Raw genomic sequence first — 19026 nt, 5'->3', positions numbered from 1 at the left:
GTGGAACGGGTTACTGTCGCGAAACTGGCGGAATTGTCAGGTCGGGGCGGGGCGGCCGATTGCCGATTCAGCAGAGGAAACGCCGCGCGGCGCGACGGCCGGAAAACGGTCGCGATACCGGATGGGCGCGCTGCTTCGATGGCGATTCCGTTCATCGGCCCGCGCTCAGATCTGCTCCATCCCGACGCGCGCGAGCGCCCCGAGATCGACGACGTCGATCTGGTTGTACGCGAGCCGCAGCGCACCAAGCTTCTCGAGCTGCTGCAGCGCCTGGTTGATGCGCTGTCGCGATACGCCGACGAGCATCCCCAGTTCCTCCTGCGAGATCGACAGCGACGGGCCCGTGTCCGGGTACAGGTCTGGGTTGAAGAGTTGGGCGAGCGCCTGCGCGACGCGCGCATCGACGTCGAGCAGCCGGCTGTTCTGGATCGACGCGATGAATTCGCCCATCCGGTTGTTCAACTGGTGGATCACGAAACGCGTGAACGGCAGGCTCGTGTCGAGCAACGCGTGGAACGTGTCGACCGGCACGAACAGCACGGTCGAGCGCTGGATCGCGACGACCTCGTACTTGCGCAGCTCGCGCTTGATCACGCTGCCTTCGCCGAACCAGCCGCCCGACGGCACGCCGGAGAACGTGCAGCCGCGCCCGGACGCATTGAAGATCGCGAGCTTCAGCAGCCCGCGGTGCACGCCGATCCAGTATTCGGATGGCGCGAGCCGATGGGCGATCACAGCGCCTGCCTCGCACTGCTCGACGCGCGACTGCGCGAGCACGAGCGCCTGGTGCTCGGGCGCGAGCGTGCGGAACCACGCGCACTGGCCGAACAGCGTGGCCAGCGCTGGCAGCGGGCCCGGTTCGGAAAGGGTGTCGGCCGGGGCGGCGGGCGCGTCGGGCGAGGCAACGAGAGGGTCGTGCATGGGTGCGGGTTTGCGAGGATAGGGATAACGCGCAGCGCGTGAAAGGCACTCTGTCGTTTCGATGACAGACCGCTCACAATAGTGCCCGTTAGGCTGTCGGCAATTGAACCACATCAAAACGATCCGGGGTGGATGCGCCCCGGTCGACAGGACACGGGAGACAGGATCATGACGCAGATGTTCGAGGCCGGGCTCGGCCGCCGCGACGCGAATTACGTGCCGCTCACCCCGATCGACTTCCTGGTCAGGACGGCCGAAGTCTACGGCGAGCGCCTCGCGATCGTGCACGGCGACGTGCGCCGCACGTGGGGCGAGACCTACACGCGCGCGAAGCAACTGGCGAGCGCGCTCGCGCGGCTCGGCGTCGAGCGCGGCGACACGGTCGCGGCGATGCTGCCGAACATTCCGGCGATGGTCGAGGCGCACTTCGGCGTGCCGATGGCCGGCGCGGTGCTGAACACGATCAACACGCGGCTCGACGTGTCGTCGGTGCTGTTCATGCTGCGTCATGGCGAGGCGAAGGTGCTGATCGTCGACACCGAATACGCGGAGTTCGCGCATCGCGCGGCGCTCGAGGTGCCGGGCCTGAAGATCGTCAGCGTGGCCGATGCGATGGCGGCCGATCCCGCGCGCTTCGCGGGCGCGACCGACTACGAGGCGCTCGTCGCGAGCGGCGACGCCGACTACGCGTGGACGCCGCCCGCCGACGAATGGGAGGCGATCGCGCTGAACTACACGTCCGGCACGACCGGCGACCCGAAGGGCGTCGTCTACCACCATCGCGGCGCGTATCTCGCGGCCGTCAGCAACCTCCTCGAATGGGACATGCCGAAGCACGCCGTCTACCTGTGGACGCTGCCGATGTTCCACTGCAACGGCTGGTGCTTCCCGTGGGCCGTCGCGGCGCGCGCGGGCGTGAACGTCTGCCTGCGCAAGTTCGATGCGAAGACGGTGTTCGACCTGATCCGCCGCGAACGCATCACGCACTATTGCGGCGCGCCGATCGTGCAGAGCGCGATCGCGAACGCACCGGCCGAATTCCGTGAAGGCATCGACCACACGGTGCACGCGATGGTCGCGGGCGCGGCGCCCGCGCCGGCCGTGATCGCGAAGATGAAGGAGATCGGCTTCGACCTGCTGCACGTGTACGGACTGACCGAGGTCTACGGCCCGGCGACCGTCTGCGCGAAGCAGTCGCACTGGGAGGCACTGAGCGACGACGAGCGCGCGCGGCTCAACGCGCGCCAGGGCGTGCGCTATCACCTGGAGGCGGGCGCGACGGTGCTCGATCCCGACACGATGGCGCCGGTGCCGGCCGACGGCGAGACGCTCGGCGAGATCATGTTCCGCGGCAACATCTGCATGAAGGGCTACCTGAAGAACCCGAAGGCGACCGACGACGCGTTCCACGGCGGCTGGTTCCATACCGGCGATCTCGCGGTGCTGATGCCGGACGGCTATATCCGGATCAAGGATCGCAAGAAGGACATCATCATCTCGGGCGGCGAGAACATCTCGAGCATCGAGGTCGAGGATGCGCTGTACCGGCATCCCGCGGTGGCGGTCGCGGCCGTCGTCGCGATGCCCGACCCGAAGTGGGGCGAGGTGCCGTGCGCGTTCGTCGAGCTGCGCGAAGGCGCGAGCGTGACCGAGGCGGAGATCGTCGCGCATTGCAAGGCGCTGCTCGCGGGCTTCAAGGTGCCGAAGGCCGTGCGGTTCGGCGAACTGCCGAAGACGTCGACCGGCAAGATCCAGAAGTTCCAGCTGCGCAATGCGGTGGGGTCGGACAAGGCGATCGATCTGGCGGGCGACGACAAGAAGTAGGCGATGGGCCGGCCGTCGCTGGCCAGCCGTTCTCCGTCACGCCTTCCGTTCGAGCCGGAACACGCTGACCGCGTCCGACAGATGCGCGGCCTGGTCGCGCAGCGCGACGGCCGCGCGTTCGGCATCCGAGATCAGCATCGCGTTCTGCTGCGTCGCGTCGCCGATCTGCGTGACGGCCAGGTTCACCTGCTCGATACCGGTCGACTGTTCGCGCGACGCGGCGCTGATCTCGCCGATCAGCGCGCGGACCTGGTCGACGCGCGCGACGATGTCGCGCATCGTGCCGCGTGCGGCCTCCGCGATCCGGTAGCCCTGTTCGACGGTCGTCGACGATTCGGCGCTCAGCGCGTCGATCTCCTTGACCGCGGCCGCGCTGCGCTGCGCGAGCGCGCGCACCTCGGCCGCGACCACCGCGAAGCCCTTGCCGTGTTCGCCGGCGCGCGCGGCCTCGACGGCCGCGTTCAGCGCCAGGATGTTGGTCTGGAACGCGATGCCTTCGATCGCGCCGGTGATCTCGGCGATCCGGCGCGTCGCGCGGCCGATGTCGTCCATCGTCGCGACCACGCGCTGCACCGCGGCGTCGCCGTTCGTCGCGGCGGCCGACGCGTCCGCGACCAGCGCATTGGCTTGCGCCGCGTGCTCGGCACTCTGCTGCACGGCGGCGGTGATCTGTTCCATGCTGGCGGCCGTCTGTTCGACGCTGCTCGCCTGCGTCGCGATCCGCGCGGCGATGTCGCTGCTGCCGGCGGCAATGTCGACCGTGCCGCGCGCGATGTCCGCGGAGCTGTTGCGCACCTGCGCGACGATCCGCGCGAGGCCGTCGCCGATCCCGTCGACCGCCTGCACGAGCCGGCCGATCTCGTCGTCGCCGGCCTGGCCGCGGGTGGCCGCGCCATCGCGGATGCGCACGCTGAGATCGCCCGCCGCATAGCGTTCGGACGCCCGTGCCGCCGCATCGAGCGGCCGGCTCACGACGCGGCGCACCACGATGACGAACAGCGTCGCGAACGCCGCGACGAGCACCGCGCCGATCATCAGGAAGCGGTTGCGGGTGGCGCGCATGGTGGCGAGCAGTTCGTCGTCGAGCGCGATGCCGCCGACGAGCCACTGCCACTGCGGAATCGTCGTGAACGACACGAATTTCGCGGTCGGGCCGCCGTCGTGCGCGGCCGGGTCGGTCGACGTGTACGCGAGCCGCCCCTGGCCGGTTGCGAGCATCTGCGCGTACGGCGCGCGCGTGTCGTCGGCCCGCTGGCCGTCGGCATCCGGATGCACGACGAAGGTGCCGCGCGACGGGCCCTGCGACGCATCGAGCACGAAGTAGTAGCCGTTGTCGCCGATCTTCAGCGAGCGGATGCCGTCCTCGACGAGCTTGAGCTCGGCGCCGATGTCGAGGCCGACGAACAGCGCGCCGATCACGCGGCCGGTCGCATCGGTCACCGGCTTGTACTGCGTGATGTACGGCCGGCCGAACAGCTTCGCGAGGCCCGTGTAGCTGCGTCCGGCGACGAGCGGTGCGTACGCGGGGCCGGCACGGTCGAGTTTCGTCCCGACGGCACGCGCGCCGTCCTGCTTCTTCAGCGACGTCGTGATGCGCACGAAATCGTCGCCGTCGCGCGCGAAGATCGTCGCGATCGCGCCGCTTTTCTTCAGGAACTGGTCGGGAATCGAATAGTCGAGGTCGAGCGGCTGGCCGCCCGCGAGCAGGGTCGGCGCGGCAACGCCGCCGATGTCGACGGTGCGCGCCGGGTCGAGCGAGAAATCGGGCGGCAGGAAGCTCGCGAACAGCGACATCGAGCGGTTGGCTTCGGCCGACAGCGCCTTGTCGAACAGGTCGACCATCGCGCGGATCGACTGTTCCTTGTCGACGATCCGCATGTGGGCTTCTTCAGCCAGCTGCTGGCCGGCGAAATGAGCGAGCGTCCACGCGAACACGGTAAACAGCACGGCGACGAGTGCGCACGCCAGCGCCGCGAGACGCGCGCCGACGCTCACCCGGCCCAATTGAGTCAATCTCATGGAACATCCTGAGTGGGGAGGGAGAGGAGGCGGAACGCACGCGTCACCGCTAGTCGACCGGTTAATACGGCAACTTCGGCGAAATCTTTAGCGGCGCGTGGTCGATGGCGGCGCCGGCCGGCGCTGACGTTGCGCGGATGGGCGAAGAGAAGCGGGTGTCAGTGCGTCACGAGCCACGCGATCGCGAGATACCGCGCGACTTTCGCGACGGTCACGATCGCGAGGAACGACGGCAGGGGCTCGCGCAGCACGCCGGCGATCATCGTCAGCGGATCGCCGATCACGGGCGCCCAGCTCAGCAGCAGCGACCAGCGGCCGTAGCGCGCATACCAGCGCTCGGCGCGTGCAAGTGCGGCGGGCTTGACGGGAAACCACCGGCGTTCGCGGAAGTGCTCGATGCCGCGCCCGAGCGCCCAGTTGATCACAGAGCCGGCGACGTTGCCGATGCTCGCGACGAGCACCAGCGCCCACACGGGTTCGCGCCCGGCGAGCAGCAGGCCGGCGAGCACGGCTTCGGACTGGAGCGGAAACAGGGTCGCGGCGACCATCGACACGGCGAACAGGCCGCCGTAAGTGAGCAATTCGGACATCGCGCGATTGTACCGGGCACGCACCGGCCAATCCGGGGCACCGGGTCACACGGTCATGCGGCGTCGGCCGTGCCGAACAGCAGGTGCGAGATCAGCGACTTGTCGACGGGTTCGTCGTTGAGCGTGCTGGCCAGCAGTTCGCCCGCCAGCTGCTGCGGCGAAAACACCATGTCGGGCTTCAGCAGGCGCAGCCGTTCGAGGTTGCGCTGCTGGTTCACGAGCGCGACCGTGCGCACCGACGATGCGATCTCGCGGATCGCGAGGATGATGAACGCGTTCTCGGCATCGTCGGAGCGCAGCGCGAGCACCGCACGCGCGGTCGCCGCGCCGGCGCGTTCCAGCACCGCGTGGTCGGTCGCATCGCCGACGATCAGGTCGGTCGCGACCGGATAGTTGTGCTCGACGCCGGCCGGCACGACGACGGTCACCGCGTAGCCGCGCTTGCGCAGCCCGTCGTGCACGGCATGCGCGACGGGTGTCGCGCCGACGATCAGGTAATGATGCTTGCGGATCACGTTCGAAATGCCTCCCTTGACGATCCGTTTCAGATTGCCGCCGATCACGGGCCCGACGACCGCGCTGATCGACGTCGCGAACACCGTGATGCCGAGCACGATCACCGACGCGGTGAACAGGCGGGCGGTCGGCGCGTGCGGGACGATGTCGCCGTAGCCCACCGTCGACATCGACACGATCGAGAAATAGACGGCCGTGGCGAGATCGTGGACGGGCGGCGTGAATTCGTCGCCGAGATACAGCACGCCGAAGGTCGCGTAGATCAGCAGCGACACGATGCTCAGCAACGCGAACAGGCTGCTCGCGGCGACGCTCGCGCGGTCGAAGTGCCGCCAGTAGTACAGCAGCGCGACGGCCAGCACGGCCGTGTAGACGAACACCGCGTGGCTTCGATAGCCGCCGAGCACGCTGATCGCGGCGGCCGCGACCAGCAGCAGGATCGACAGCACCCACGCGACGCGGGCGCGCAGCACGATGCCGATGGCCATCGTCGCGAGGCCGGCCGCGACGACCACTTGCGGCAACACGACGAGCCCGGCGTTGTCGACGAGGTTCAGCGCATCGGCGAGCCACGCGTGATGCACGCCGAGCCGGGCATGCTCGACGACGGGGCGCAGCACCATGAGCGCGTCGAGCGCGAGGAGGAGAGCGAGATACCAGTGCAGGCCGATCGGCGCGAACAGGCGCCGCAGGCGGGAAGTGAGAAGCTTCATCCAGTCGCCCGGCTGGCCGGGCATGTCCAACGAAACAGCCGCTACCCTAAAGCATTCGGCGCTCGGCTGCTTTTTCGAGGGGCGTTGCGGCGGCCGCGATGAAGCCGGCCGCCCGGCCGCGTTCAGTTCCAGCCGACCATGATCGCGCCCATGCCGACGAGCAGGCCACCCGTCACGCGGTTCATCGCGCGCATCCGCGCGGGCCGCTGCAGCGCGCGGCTCAGCCGGTGCGAGAACAGCGCCATCGACGCGACGCCGCCCGCGAACAGCACCGCGAACGTCGCCGCGAGCAGCAGGTACTGCTGGTTCAGGCTCCAGTCGGCGTTGGGGCTGATGAACTGCGGGAAGAATGACGGGAAGAACAGCAGCGTCTTCGGATTGAGGCCCGAGGTTGCCACGCCGCGCCAGAACAGCGCGCGGTGCGAGTCGGTGTCCGGCGTGGCCGGTCCGGCCGGGCCGGCCGAGGCGGCGGGTGCGCCGGCCGGCGTGCGGCTGAGCCATTGCTTGCAGCCGAGCCAGACGAGGTAGGCCGCGCCGGCCCAGCGCAGCACGGTCAGCGCGCGCTCGTCGAGATGCACGAGCGAATTCAGGCACAGCGCGGTCAGCGCGAGTTGCAGCAGCACGGCGAGCGTGCCGCCCCAGACGCACGGCAGCGCGCGGCGCCAGCCGGCGCGTAGCGCCTGGTTCATGGTGAGGAGGTTGACGGGGCCGGGGGCGTAGACGAGAACGGCGGAAGCCGCGAGAAACGACAGGTAAAGCCTGAACGACATGACGGGTAGGGCAGGAACAGGATCACGGGCGCCGAGGCCGCGCGGCCGGATAGGCGCGCGGACGGCGGGGAATCGCATGCCTGCCGGCCGGCACCGCAACTCGTGATTGCGGCTGTGCGTCCCGGTGCGAAGGGGTTGTCGCGGGGAACGTGCCGGACAGCAGGCATGGGTAAAAATATATCAAGGGGCCGGATTAAAAGGCTTCCGCTTTTCCACACAAACCGACACAAATCCGGAATGTCGTTCAGATAGAATCCCAGTTTTCAGTAGAAGATTCTTTTTGCCATGGCCACACGTGAACGCTCGCCGAAAACGCTCGACAGCCAGGACCGCAAGATCCTCGGTGCACTGCAGAAAAATGCGCGTCTGTCGAACGCCGAACTGGCCGAACAGATCGGCATGTCGACCACCGCGTGCTGGAACCGCACGCGGCAGCTCGAGGTGGACGGCTACATCGACGGTTACGTCGCGCTCGTCAATCAGCGCAAGCTGGGCTATGCGGACATCGTGATCCTCGAAGTCACGCTCGATCGCCACGAGGACGACGCGCTCGCGCGCTTCGGCGAGGAACTCGCCGCGCTGCCCGAGGTGCTCGAGGCGTATCTCGTGTCGGGCGAGTACGACTACTGGATCAAGGTCGCGGTGGATGGCACGGCCGGTTACGAGCGGTTCCTGCGCGAAAAGCTGTACAAGATTTCGAGCATCCGTCACAGCCGCTCGATGTTCGCGCTGCGCTGCATGAAGGACGTGCCGTCGATTCAGGTGTGATGGGGGCGGGGAGGCGTGTGCGGCCGTCGTTGAAACGACGGCGCATGAGGCTGCGCGTTTGCGCGGAGCAAGCCGGCAATCGGGAGAGGGGGCAGGCGTGAGGCGGGGTTCGGCGCCCGGGCCTGCAACGCGGATGAATCTTCCGCTCGCGATGATCCGGCGGACTCACGCGCCGGCGAGATAGCAGCTGCCTGCCCGGGCAACCGGCAGACAAAACCGCGCCGAGGTTGATCGCGGCGCCGGCGTCGGCTTTAAAGCAACTTCAAGGCGACTTCAACGCGCGCCTGAAACACGGCGCGCATCCAACGGGATCACCCGGCCTGTTTCTGACGACTTGCCTTGCAATCCGTTGCCCGACGCGGCGGCCTCATGGCGCGCGTCCGGGCAAGCGGATCAGGCAGGGTATCGTCGGGCCAACCGGCTGGCGGCCGGCCATTCCGCGCTCAGCGCGGCAGGCGTGCGTGTGCTTCAGCGATGACTTCGCAGTTCTCGAGGTGGAGTGCCCAAGCTTCTGCAATCAGCTCGCCCATACGTGCGAGCCAGCCAGCGGATTCGGTGGAACGGTCGGAGGTGTTAGACGTTTGCATGACGAAGCCCCATATAGGTGGCGAGTTAGGGATAACCCTAATCATAGCGAAACACCTCCGCTTTGTGAAATGCGATTTCGTTATATGAGAATTCCTGGCAGTTTATGTTGCCGCGATGCAACATGAATGGCGGTCGCACACGGCTTCATAGCGATGTCATTTAGTACGGCCATCCCGCCCCGGAAAGGCCTGGCGCGCAGGCGTGGCGAGGCTGCGCCTCGCGGCGCGGTCTGGCGGAGGGAAGAAGAGAAAAAAGGGGACGGCTATCCGCCGATCCACCCGAACCGCCACGACAGCCGTCGCGTCGCGGCGAGCAGCGCCTGCGCGAGCTCGCTGTCGGGCCCGCGCGGGAAGCCGCGCGACGAGCCGATGATCGCGATCACGAGCCGGATGCTGCCGGTGTGATCGAACACGGGCGCGGCGACCGTCCCGATGCCCGGCACCGGCGCGTCGAATGCGAAATCGAGTTCGTCCGCGCGGATCGTCGCGAGCCGCGCGCGGAAGGCCGCGTCGACCGGCGCGGCGGCGCGGCCCGCGAGGCGCACGGGCTCGTTGGCGAGCAGGTCGGCCAGCACGTCGTCGGACATGCCGGCCGCGAAGATCCGTCCGATCGCCGTATTGACGAGCGACATCACCGTGCCGACCTGCAGGCTCACGTGCTGCGGTCGTGCCGACTCTTCGAGGCGGATCACGGTCGGGCCGAGCGGCCCCAGCGTCGCGGCTGCCACGCTCATGTCGGTCGCGCCGGCCAGCGCGACGATCTCGGCTTCCGCGTCGCGCGTCGGCGACACGCGCTGCATCGCGATCAGGCCGAGCGCCTGCCCGAGCGGGCCGCCGCCGAAGCAGCCGGCGTCGTCGCGGCTCAGCAGGCCGATCTTCTGCAGGCTGACGAGATGCGGAAAGGCCTTCGCGGCCGGCATGCCGGCGGCTGCCGCGAGATCGCGCAACGGCAGCGCGCGGCCCGCCGACACCAGCGCGAGCAGCAGCTCGCCGGTGCTGTCGAGCGCATTGATCCCGCGCTGCGCCTTCGCATCGTCGGCCAGTGCAGGCGGCACACGCGGGGCGGTCGGCGCCGAGGTGGAAGCCGGCGGAGGCGCATCGTGCGCCGCGCCGAGCGATGCGGTTGCCTGAAGAGCCGCGTCGCGTAACGCCGCCGCGATCGGGCCGTCCCAGTCGACGTCGATCGAGCCCGTCGAACCGATCACCGTCAACGCGAGTTGCAGCGTGCCTTGCGCGTCGAACACCGGCACGCACATCGCGCTGACGCCGGGGCTCGGCAGGTCGACGCCGCGCTCGATACCGCGTGCGCGGATCGCGTCGAGTTCCGCCTGCGGCACGCCGGCGTCCGGCGCGGGCTGCTCGGCGCCCGCGAGGGTGGCGCCCGCGCCGGCCTGGCTGGCCGCCATCGCATCGAGTTGGGCGGGGTCGCCGAACGCGCGGAACACGCGGCCGGTGGCCGTCGTGTCGAGCGACATCACCGAGCCGACGTGCAGGTTCACGTGCAGCGGATAGCCGCCGTGCTCGATTCGCACGATCGTCGGCCCGAGCACGCCCGGCACCGACAGCGCAACGCTCAGGCCAACCGCTTCCGCGAGCCGCGCCGCGTGCGGCAGCGCCGCGCGATAGGCCGGCTGGCGCTCGATCGACATCAGCCCGAGCCGCAGCGACAACGGGCCCGGCTCGTAGTTACCGGTGATCGCATCGCGCTTCACGAGTGCGAGCCGCGTCAGGCTGACGAGATAGGTGTGCGCCTGCGCGGTCGACAGGTCGGCCGCCGCGGCCAGCTCGGACAGGCCGAGCGGCTTGCGCCGGCGCGCGAGCGCGTCGAGCAGCCGGCCGCCGACCTCGACACTCTGGATCCCGCGCTGCGCCTTGGGCGGCGCGTCGTCTGCGCTGACTTCGTGGTTCTGCACGCGATGATTCTTCCGTTGACGAAACCCCGCATGGTATCCGACGCCATTTATCGCGCCAGCCCGCAGGTTTACCAGCATTAGACAATAGCAAGTGACTTTGTCATTGACAAATAATCGGCGCAGGAAGATGATCCGCTCACTCCCCTCAACACATGGCTCGCAGCCACGGAACGCAACATGGCCAAAGCATTCGCCTCCCAAGCCGATCTGGAAGAGAAGAAAGTCACCTGGACGAAGCTGTCCGAGAACGCGTACGCGTACACCGCCGAAGGCGACCCGAACTCGGGCGTGATCATCGGCGACGACAGCGTGCTGATCGTCGACACGACCGCGACGCCCGCGATGGCGCAGGACCTGATCGCGAAGATCCGCAGCGTGACCGACAAGCCGATCAAGCACGTGGTGCTGTCGCATTACCACGCGGTGCGCGTGCTCGGCGCGTCCGCGTATTTCGACGAAGGCGCGCAGCACGTGATCGCGAGCCGCGGCACGTACGAGATGATCGTCGAGCGCGGCGAGGCCGACATGAAGTCGGAGATCGAGCGTTTCCCGCGCCTGTTCGCGGGTGTCGAGACGGTGCCCGGCCTGACCTGGCCGACGCTCGTGTTCGAGCGCGAGATCACGCTGTTCCTCGGCAAGCTCGAAGTGAAGATCATGCACGTCGGCTCGGGCCACACGAAGGGCGACACGATCGTCTGGATTCCGTCGCAGAAAGTGCTGTTCTCGGGCGACCTCGTCGAATACGACGCCGCGTGCTACTGCGGCGACGCGCAGCTCGAACAATGGCCGGCCACGCTCGAGGCGCTGCGCGCGCTCGGCGCCGAGAAGCTCGTGCCGGGCCGCGGCCCCGCGCTGCTGAACCCGGCCGACGTGAACAAGGGCCTCGACTACACGAAGGATTTCGTCACGACGCTGCTCGCACAGGGCCGCAAGGCCGTCGAGCAGAAGCTCGACCTGAAGGCGTCGATGGCGCTCACGCGCGAAGCGATGGATCCGAAGTTCGGCCACGTGTTCATCTACGAGCACTGTCTGCCGTTCGACGTGTCGCGTGCGTTCGACGAAGCGAGCGGCATCACGCATCCGCGCATCTGGACCGCGCAGCGCGACAAGGAAATGTGGGCCGCGCTGCAGGACTGAGCGGCTTGCACAGGCGGGGTGTCCGGCAGGGCGCTCCGCCTTTTTTCTGACGCGGCGACGGGCCACGGCTTCCTGCCGGCTTTCCGTCCGCCGTATCCGATCTCACAAGAAAGCAGGGCGCACGTACGCCCTGGGAGACGGCTTGCGCGCTCGAATCGCGCAGCCTGTTTGGAGAGAGACATGCCCCAATCGCTTCCCGCCGAAGCGACGCTCGCGCACGCGAGCGCTTCGGTTTCCGCTTCCGCCGCCACGGACGACGCGCTGCTGTTCCGCAAGATCGCCTGGCGGATCGTGCCGTTCCTGTTCCTCTGCTACGTCATCTCGTTCCTCGACCGGATCAACATCGGCTTCGCGCAGTTGCAGATGAAGCACGATCTCGGCTTCAGCGACGCGATGTACGGCCTCGGCGCCGCGGTGTTCTACGTCGGCTACGTGTTCTGCGAAGTGCCGAGCAACCTGCTGCTCGCGCGTTTCGGCGCACGCCGCACCTTCACGCGGATCATGCTGCTGTGGGGCATCGCGTCGACCGGGATGATGTTCGTGTCGCAACCGTCGCATTTCTACGTGCTGCGCTTCCTGCTCGGCGTGTTCGAAGCGGGCTTCTTTCCCGGCATCGTGCTGTACCTGACCTACTGGTTCCCCGCGAACCGGCGGGCGGCCGCGATCTCGGTGTTCTTCGCGGGCGTCGCGGTGGCCGGCGTGCTCGGCGGCCTGATGTCGGGCTGGATCATGCGCGACATGAGCGGCGTGCTCGGGCTGCACGGCTGGCAGTGGATGTTCGCGATCGAAGGCGCGCCGGCGATCCTGCTCGCGTTCGCCGCGTTCACGTTGCTGGTCGACCGCCCGCAGGACGCCACGTGGCTCACGTCCGATGAAAAGGCGCGGGTCGCCGCGCTGTGCGCCGACGGCCGCGGCCACGGCCACGCGCACGACGGGCGCAGCCTCGTGGCCGCGCTTGCGAACCCGCGCGTGTACCTGTTCGCGTTCATCTATTTCTCGCTGACCTGCGCGTCGCTGACGCTCAACTTCTGGATGCCGCTGATGATCCGCGACTTCGGCGTGACCGACGTCGTGGCCGTGAGCCTGTACACGGTGGTGCCGAACGCGGTCGGTGCGGTGGGGCTGATCCTGATCGCGCGTCGTTCGGACCGCACCGGCGAGCGGCGCAAGCACTTCGCGTGCTGCACGATCGGCGGCGGGCTCGCGCTCGCGGCGCTGACGCTGCACCTGCACAGCTTCGCGGCGATGCTCGCGTGCCTGTCGGTCGCGGCGACGCTGATCTTCGCCGCATTGCCGATCTTCTGGGCGGTGCCGACCCGCTACCTGTCGGGCAACGCCGCCGCGGCCGGAATCGCGCTGATCAGCAGCATCGGGATCACGAGCGGGATCGTCAGCCCGTGGGTGATCGGGATGATCCGCACGCGCACCGGCAGCATGGATCTCGCCGTGTATCTGCTGGCCGCGCTGCTGGTGGCGAGCGGCGTCGCGCTGATGCTCGGCGTGAAAGGCGAAGCCGCGCCGCGCGACTGAGCGAGCCACGGCCGGTCGCCGCTCGCGGGCGGCGGCGACTGGCACGACGTGTGAGTCCCGTACCCGAACCCAGCGAGGAGACGATCGATGTCAGCCCCTCTTCAAGCGGACGCCGCGCGTGCCGTCGCGTCCGGTATCGCTTCAACGGACGACGACGCGCTGTACCGCCGCATCGGTGCGCGAATCGTGCCGTTCCTGTTCATCTGCTACATCGTTTCGATCCTCGATCGCAGCAACATCGGCTTCGCGCAGTTGCAGATGCGGCAGGATCTCGGCCTGACCGATGCGATGTACAGCCTCGGCGCGGTGCTGTTCTTCGTCGGCTACGTGCTGTTCGAGGTGCCGAGCAACGCGCTGCTGCGCCGCTTCGGCGCGCGCCGCACGTTTGCGCGGATCATGTTCCTGTGGGGTGCGGTGTCGGTCGCGATGATCACCGTCGACAGCGCGAAGCACTTTTACGTGCTGCGTTTCCTGCTCGGGCTGTTCGAGGCCGGGTTCTTTCCGGGCGTGGTGTTCTACCTGACGTACTGGTATCCGGCACGCCGGCGCGCGTCGGTGCTGTCGATCTTCTACGCGGGCGTCGCGGTGGCGGGGATGGTCGGCGGGCTGCTGTCGGGCTGGCTGATGCGCGGGATGTCGGGCGTGCTCGGGCTGCACGGCTGGCAGTGGATGTTCGCGATCGAAGGCGCTCCCGCGATCCTGCTCGGCGTGATGGCCTGGTTTTGGCTGTGCGATCGTCCCGAGCAGGCGAGCTGGCTGTCCGACGCCGACCGCCAGCGGCTCGCGGCCGACCTCGCCGCCGACCGCGCCGGTGCCGGGACGCCGGCGCCGCATTCGCTGCGGCAGGTGCTGGCCGAACCGCGCACGTACCTGTTCGCATTCATCTATTTCTCGCTGACCACCGCGCTCCTGATGCTGCTGTTCTGGATGCCGCTGATGATCCGCGAATTCGGCATTCACGACGTCGTGCAGATCAGCCTGTTGTCGGTGGTGCCGAATGCGATCGGCGCGGCCGGCCTGATCGCGATCGCGCGGCGCTCCGATCGCAAGCGCGAACGGCGCTGGCACTTCGCGGCATGTGCGCTCGGCGGCGCGGTGGCGCTCGCGCTGTTGACGCTGCACCTGTCGAGCATCGTCGCGATGATGGCGCTGCTGTCGGTCGCGGCGATGCTGATCTTCGCCGCGCATCCGGTGTTCTGGGCCGTGCCGTCCGCGTATTTCTCCGGCGCGGGCGCGGCCGGCGGGATCGCGCTGATCAGCAGCATCGGCGTGTCGAGCGGCATGATCACGCCGTGGCTCGTCGGGCTGATCCGCACGAGAACCGGCAGCATGGACCCGGCGATGCTGATGATCGCGGCGCTGCTGGCCGCGTGCGCGGTCGCGATGCTGCTGGGCGTGCGGGCAGTGCCGCGTGCGGAATCGGCGTGACGCGGGCGGTGGCGGTGCGGGTCAGTGGAAGGTCATAAACAGCCCGGGCAGGACGATCAGGCCGTGCAGCGCCAGCGCCCAGTAGATCGTGCCGCCGCGCGCCTGCTGGTCGATCGACAGGCACGCGATTGCCGCCATGACCCCGATGACCGACAGGCCTGCCGCCCAGAAGAACGCGGTGATGAGCACGCGAAGGCCCATGTACGGATCGTCCATCGAACTGGCGAACCCGTAGCCGAACAGCAGCGCCAGCAGCTCGATGAGCGCGACGACGAGAAGAACTGACGCGATGCGCGCGGTTCGTTTGGCATTGTCCATGGCGAGTCGGGGTGTGTAGGAGCAGGGGCGCCAGCCTACACGATCCGTCCCGAATATGTCGAGCAACGGGGGCGGCGGGACGCCACGCAGATCGGGAAACAATCCGGTGCGCGTTCCCGCGGACGAACTCATCAATCTGCAGATGCCCGGAAACGTGCCGCCGAACTTCGGATGATGACGGGCAATTCGCCACGTATCACCGTGTTCCGCAGCACCTCCCGGGCTTCGAAACGGCTATTGCTTTCGACCTGCGAGCGTCGCGTGCTCAGCCCGCCGTCGAATAGCGCGGCGCGGGCGTGTCGGCCGACAGGTGGGGCGCCATCGTGCGGCGCGCGGCCTCGTACGCGGCCCATTCGTCACCCGCGTGCAGCGACGGGATCGTCACGAGTTCGCCACGATCGAAGCCGACCAGCGCCGCGTCGACCATGTCGGTCGCCGACATCACGATTTCCTTCGGCAGGTGCTCGAGCGGCAGGCCGCCCGTTTGCCAGAAATCGGTGGCGGTCGCGCCGGGCAGCACGGCCTGCACCTGCACGCCCTTGTCGGCGAGTTCGTGATGCAGCGACTGGCTGAACGCGAGCACGAACGCCTTGCTGCCGCCGTACACGCCGTTCAGCGTTTCCGGCGAGATCGCGACGATCGACGAAATGTTGATCACCGCGCCGTTGCCGCGGGCGACGAAGCCTGGCACCGCCGCATACGTGAGGCGCGTGAGCGCGGTCACGTTGAGGTCGATCATCCGCGTCATCGCATCGACGTCGCTGTCGAGCAGCGGCGTGTGCGTGCCGATGCCCGCGTTGTTCACGAGCAGCGTGATGCTCGCATCCTGCTTCAGCTTCGCCTCGACGGCGGCGAGTGCCGTGCGGTCGTTGAGGTCGGCGTCGATGATCTCGACGCTGCGCTGCGTGTCGTTCGTGATGCGGTCGGCGAGGGCGGCCAGGCGGTCGCGGTTGCGTGCGACCAGGATCAGGTCGTAGCCGCGGCGCGCGAGGCGGTCCGCGTAGACGGCGCCGATGCCCGACGAGGCGCCGGTAATGAGGGCGGTACCGCGATGTGCTTGCGTCATGATGTGCTCCGTTTCGAGGGAAATGGCCGGATGGCGTGAAGCCATTCTGGTCCCGAATCGGTGCGACACAAATGACGTAGATGGGTATGATTCCGGACATCGGGTCGACCCATTCGCCCGGGACGGGAGATTCCACATGCACCGCATCGGCTTTCTGATCAGCGACGGCTTCCAGATCATGGCGCTCGCCGCGCAATCGGTGTTCGAGTACGCGAACATGGGCATGAGCGAGCCGTTCTACGGGATGGCCAACTATTCGGTCGACGGCGGCGACGTGCGCTCGTCGCTCGGGCTGCCGGTCGCCACGCACGCGCTGCGCGGGCGGATCGCCGTCGATACGTGGATCGTCGCGGGCGTCAACGATCCGCTCGCTTCGCCGGCGCCGGCCGGCGTCGTCACGTTCCTGCGCCGCACCAGCGCACGCGCGCGGCGGATCGCCGGCATCTGCACGGGCGCGTTCGTGCTGGCCGAAGCCGGGTTGCTGGCACAGCGCCGCGCGACGACGCACTGGGCGTTCGGCCGCGACATGCAGCGGTGCTATCCGGAGATCCGCGTCGAGGACGACCGGATCTACATCGTCGACGGCCCGATCTGGACGTCGGCCGGGATGACGGCCGGCCTCGACCTCGCACTCGCGATGGTGGAAAAGGATCTCGGCGCCGATGCCGCCCGGTCGGTCGCGCACAAGCTCGTGATGCACCAGCGGCGCGCCGGCGGCCAGTCGCAGCATTCCGAAATGCTGGAGCTCGCGCCGAAATCCGACCGGATCCAGAACGCGCTGAACTACGCGCGGCAGAATCTCGGCCGCGCGCTGACCGTCGAGGATCTCGCCGAAGCCGTCCACCTGAGCCCGCGCCAGTTCAGCCGCGTGTTCATGCTCGAAACGGGGCAGTCGCCGGCGAAGGCGATCGAGCGGCTGCGGCTGGAGGGGGCGCGACTGATGATCGAGCAGAGCCGCCACTCGCTCGACGTGATCGCGAAGGAAAACGGCTTTCGCGACCGCCGCCACATGCGCGAGGCGTTCGTGCGCGGGTTCGGCGTTCCGCCGCAGGCGATGCGGCGCGACGCGCGTGCGGAGGAGCGGGAAGCGGGCTGATGCCCGCGGGCGCGAGACGCCAGCGAAGGTCGGAAAAATCGCGCAGAATCTCCGGCACGTTTCGCGAGGAGACACCATGCACGCCGAGCCGTTCGACATTGCGATACCCGATCACGCGCTGGATGACCTGCGTCGGCGCCTGCGCGCCCACCGCCCGCCGTTGCTCACGCCCGCCGAGCCGTGGCAGCAGGGTGTGGACGGCGCGTGGCTGGGCGAACTGACCGACTACTGGGCCGAGCGCTTCGACTGGCGCGCGGTGGAACGTGCGCTGAACCGGTTGCCGCAGTTCGTCGCGGACGCAGGCGGGCAGCGCGTGCACTTCATCCATCGGCGTGGGGCGGGACCGAAACCTTATCCGCTCGTCATCACGCACGGCTGGCCGGGCTCCGTGTTCGAATTCGCCGCGCTGATCGAGCGCCTGTGCGACCCGGCGGCATTCGGCGGCGATCCTGACGACGCGTTCGATGTCGTCGTCCCGTCGCTGCCCGGCTTCCTGTTCTCGCCCGCGCCAACGGCACCCGGCATGTCGGCACTGCAGGTCGCCGACTGCTGGGCGGCGTTGATGTCCGGCCTCGGCTATCGACGCTTCGGCGCACAAGGCGGCGATCTCGGCGCAGGCGTGTCGATCGCGCTCGGCGCGCGGCATGCCGACCGGGTGGACGGCATCCATCTGAACTACCTGCCCGGCAGCTACGAACCTCCGGCCGACGCGGCCGTGCCGCTGACCGACGACGAACGGGCCTTCGTGACGCAGCGCGGCGAGTGGGCCGCGCTGGAAGGCGGCTACGCGCATGTGCACATGACGAAGCCGCAGACGCTGGCCGTCGCGCTCAACGATTCGCCGGCCGGACTGGCCGCCTGGATCGCCGAGAAATTCCGCGCGTGGAGCGATTGCGACGGCGACGTCGCACGGCGGTTTTCGCACGATGCGCTGCTGACCGGCATCTCGCTCTACTGGTTCACCGGCTGCATCGGCTCATCCATGCAGATGTATTGGGAAAACCGGCTGCAGCCCATGCGTTTCGCGGCCGGGCAACGCGTGACGGTGCCCGTCGCGTTCGCGCGCTTTCCGAAGGAAATCAGCCGTCCGCCGCGCAGCTGGCTGGAACGCGTGTTCGACGTCGTGCAATGGACCGACATGCCGAGCGGCGGCCATTTCGCGGCGATGGAAGAGCCGGATCGGCTGGCCGACGATATTCGGACGTTTTTCCGGCGCTTTCGGTGACGATCGGGTCGGCCGGCGCAGCGCACCGGCGGCCATCCGGTCGACAGGGAGTGCGGGCGGATCGCGACGCGACGGCGGCGCCTGCGTTAGCGCCTGCCTTAGCGCGTGACGAACGGCGCGGCGTCGTCCGGCGCCGTACGCGCATGCTTGCGCTGGCGCAGCAGCGCGACGCGGCAGTTCTCGCGCGCGGTCTCGCGGCCGTCGTCGTCGAGCAGCACGAGATCGCCGCGCATCACGTTGAGCGTGATTACGTCCTCACCCGGCGCGCCGAGCGTTTCCGGCGTATGCACCGAGCCGGCCGGCTCGAGCACCGTCGAGCCGGCGTGCGCCACCCAGTCGTATTCGCGGTAGCGCCACGCCCCCTGCAACGTATGGACGAACACCTCGCCTTCATGACGGTGGCGCGGCAGCGTGCCGCCGGCCGGCATCTTCAGCAGCGCGGTGAGTGTGTCCTCGGCCGCATTGATGTGCAGGTACTTGATCGCCAGCCCCGGCAGGTCGGCGCTCATCGGCAGCCACGGCAGCGCGTCGCCGGGCAGGCACGAGATCGGCGGCAGGTCGGTGGAGAGCGGGACGGACGGCTGCGTCATGGCGGGCGGTGGAGC

General features: G+C 68.5%; 16 protein-coding genes. 7 read left to right on the top strand and 9 right to left on the bottom strand.

The window, feature by feature from the left end:
• Positions 1 to 165 precede the first annotated feature (165 nt).
• Positions 166 to 921 carry a Crp/Fnr family transcriptional regulator gene (locus CFB45_RS23360; protein ID WP_179255093.1) on the bottom strand — a complete coding sequence of 252 codons (756 nt, stop codon included), beginning with the start codon at positions 919 to 921 and terminating at the stop codon, positions 166 to 168.
• Positions 922 to 1089: 168 nt separating this feature from the next.
• On the opposite strand from CFB45_RS23360, the gene CFB45_RS23355 reads away from it, so the two are divergent.
• Positions 1090 to 2745 carry an acyl-CoA synthetase gene (locus CFB45_RS23355; protein WP_089427588.1) on the top strand — a complete coding sequence of 552 codons (1656 nt, stop codon included), beginning with the start codon at positions 1090 to 1092 and terminating at the stop codon, positions 2743 to 2745.
• 36 nt (positions 2746 to 2781) lie between these two features.
• Here the strand turns inward: CFB45_RS23355 and CFB45_RS23350 are convergent, their stop codons facing one another.
• The 4 genes from CFB45_RS23350 to CFB45_RS23335 form a co-directional block, all read right to left on the bottom strand.
• Positions 2782 to 4764, bottom strand: a complete 1983-nt coding sequence (locus CFB45_RS23350; RefSeq protein WP_089427587.1) for a methyl-accepting chemotaxis protein — start codon at positions 4762 to 4764, stop codon at positions 2782 to 2784.
• A 158-nt stretch (positions 4765 to 4922) separates the two neighbouring features.
• Positions 4923 to 5354 (bottom strand): YqaA family protein, encoded by a 432-nt coding sequence (locus CFB45_RS23345; RefSeq protein ID WP_089427586.1) that lies wholly within the window; start codon positions 5352 to 5354, stop codon positions 4923 to 4925.
• 53 nt (positions 5355 to 5407) lie between these two features.
• Positions 5408 to 6583 carry a voltage-gated potassium channel protein gene (kch, locus tag CFB45_RS23340; RefSeq protein ID WP_089429104.1) on the bottom strand — a complete coding sequence of 392 codons (1176 nt, stop codon included), beginning with the start codon at positions 6581 to 6583 and terminating at the stop codon, positions 5408 to 5410.
• 122 nt (positions 6584 to 6705) lie between these two features.
• On the bottom strand, positions 6706 to 7353 hold the full coding sequence (locus tag CFB45_RS23335; RefSeq protein ID WP_089427585.1) for a LysE family translocator: 648 nt from the start codon (positions 7351 to 7353) through the stop codon (positions 6706 to 6708).
• Between the two features lie 285 nt (positions 7354 to 7638).
• Here CFB45_RS23335 and CFB45_RS23330 point away from each other — a divergent pair, with 285 nt between their 5' ends.
• Positions 7639 to 8121, top strand: coding sequence for an Lrp/AsnC family transcriptional regulator (locus CFB45_RS23330; RefSeq protein ID WP_021159229.1), 483 nt, complete (start codon positions 7639 to 7641; stop codon positions 8119 to 8121).
• A gap of 850 nt (positions 8122 to 8971) precedes the next feature.
• On the opposite strand, the gene CFB45_RS23320 is transcribed toward CFB45_RS23330, so the two are convergent.
• On the bottom strand, positions 8972 to 10621 hold the full coding sequence (locus CFB45_RS23320; RefSeq protein ID WP_089427584.1) for an IclR family transcriptional regulator: 1650 nt from the start codon (positions 10619 to 10621) through the stop codon (positions 8972 to 8974).
• A gap of 177 nt (positions 10622 to 10798) precedes the next feature.
• Here CFB45_RS23320 and CFB45_RS23315 point away from each other — a divergent pair, with 177 nt between their 5' ends.
• The 3 genes from CFB45_RS23315 (at position 10799) to CFB45_RS23305 (ending at position 14716) form a co-directional block, all read left to right on the top strand.
• On the top strand, positions 10799 to 11758 hold the full coding sequence (locus tag CFB45_RS23315; protein ID WP_089427583.1) for an MBL fold metallo-hydrolase: 960 nt from the start codon (positions 10799 to 10801) through the stop codon (positions 11756 to 11758).
• Positions 11759 to 11938: 180 nt separating this feature from the next.
• On the top strand, positions 11939 to 13288 hold the full coding sequence (locus CFB45_RS23310) for an MFS transporter (protein WP_089427582.1): 1350 nt from the start codon (positions 11939 to 11941) through the stop codon (positions 13286 to 13288).
• An 87-nt stretch (positions 13289 to 13375) separates the two neighbouring features.
• Positions 13376 to 14716, top strand: coding sequence for an MFS transporter (locus tag CFB45_RS23305; RefSeq protein ID WP_089427581.1), 1341 nt, complete (start codon positions 13376 to 13378; stop codon positions 14714 to 14716).
• Positions 14717 to 14737: 21 nt separating this feature from the next.
• Here the strand turns inward: CFB45_RS23305 and CFB45_RS23300 are convergent, their stop codons facing one another.
• Positions 14738 to 15034, bottom strand: coding sequence for a hypothetical protein (locus CFB45_RS23300; RefSeq protein WP_089427580.1), 297 nt, complete (start codon positions 15032 to 15034; stop codon positions 14738 to 14740).
• Positions 15035 to 15299: 265 nt separating this feature from the next.
• On the bottom strand, positions 15300 to 16100 hold the full coding sequence (locus tag CFB45_RS23295) for an SDR family NAD(P)-dependent oxidoreductase (protein ID WP_089427578.1): 801 nt from the start codon (positions 16098 to 16100) through the stop codon (positions 15300 to 15302).
• 136 nt (positions 16101 to 16236) lie between these two features.
• Between CFB45_RS23295 and CFB45_RS23290 the strand changes: the two genes are divergently transcribed.
• Together CFB45_RS23290 and CFB45_RS23285 are read left to right on the top strand one after the other, a co-directional pair.
• Positions 16237 to 17196 (top strand): GlxA family transcriptional regulator, encoded by a 960-nt coding sequence (locus CFB45_RS23290; RefSeq protein WP_089427577.1) that lies wholly within the window; start codon positions 16237 to 16239, stop codon positions 17194 to 17196.
• A 76-nt stretch (positions 17197 to 17272) separates the two neighbouring features.
• Complete coding sequence (locus CFB45_RS23285) at positions 17273 to 18421, top strand: epoxide hydrolase family protein (RefSeq protein ID WP_089427575.1); 1149 nt, start codon at positions 17273 to 17275, stop codon at positions 18419 to 18421.
• Between the two features lie 98 nt (positions 18422 to 18519).
• Here the strand turns inward: CFB45_RS23285 and CFB45_RS23280 are convergent, their stop codons facing one another.
• Positions 18520 to 19011, bottom strand: a complete 492-nt coding sequence (locus CFB45_RS23280) for a 2,4'-dihydroxyacetophenone dioxygenase family protein (protein WP_089427574.1) — start codon at positions 19009 to 19011, stop codon at positions 18520 to 18522.
• Positions 19012 to 19026 lie beyond the last annotated feature (15 nt).

The sequence above is a fragment of the Burkholderia sp. HI2500 genome, assembly GCF_002223055.1.
GTDB lineage: Bacteria > Pseudomonadota > Gammaproteobacteria > Burkholderiales > Burkholderiaceae > Burkholderia.
Note: the sequence above shows the minus strand (reverse complement) of the source record. Positions and strands in the feature narration are given on the sequence as shown.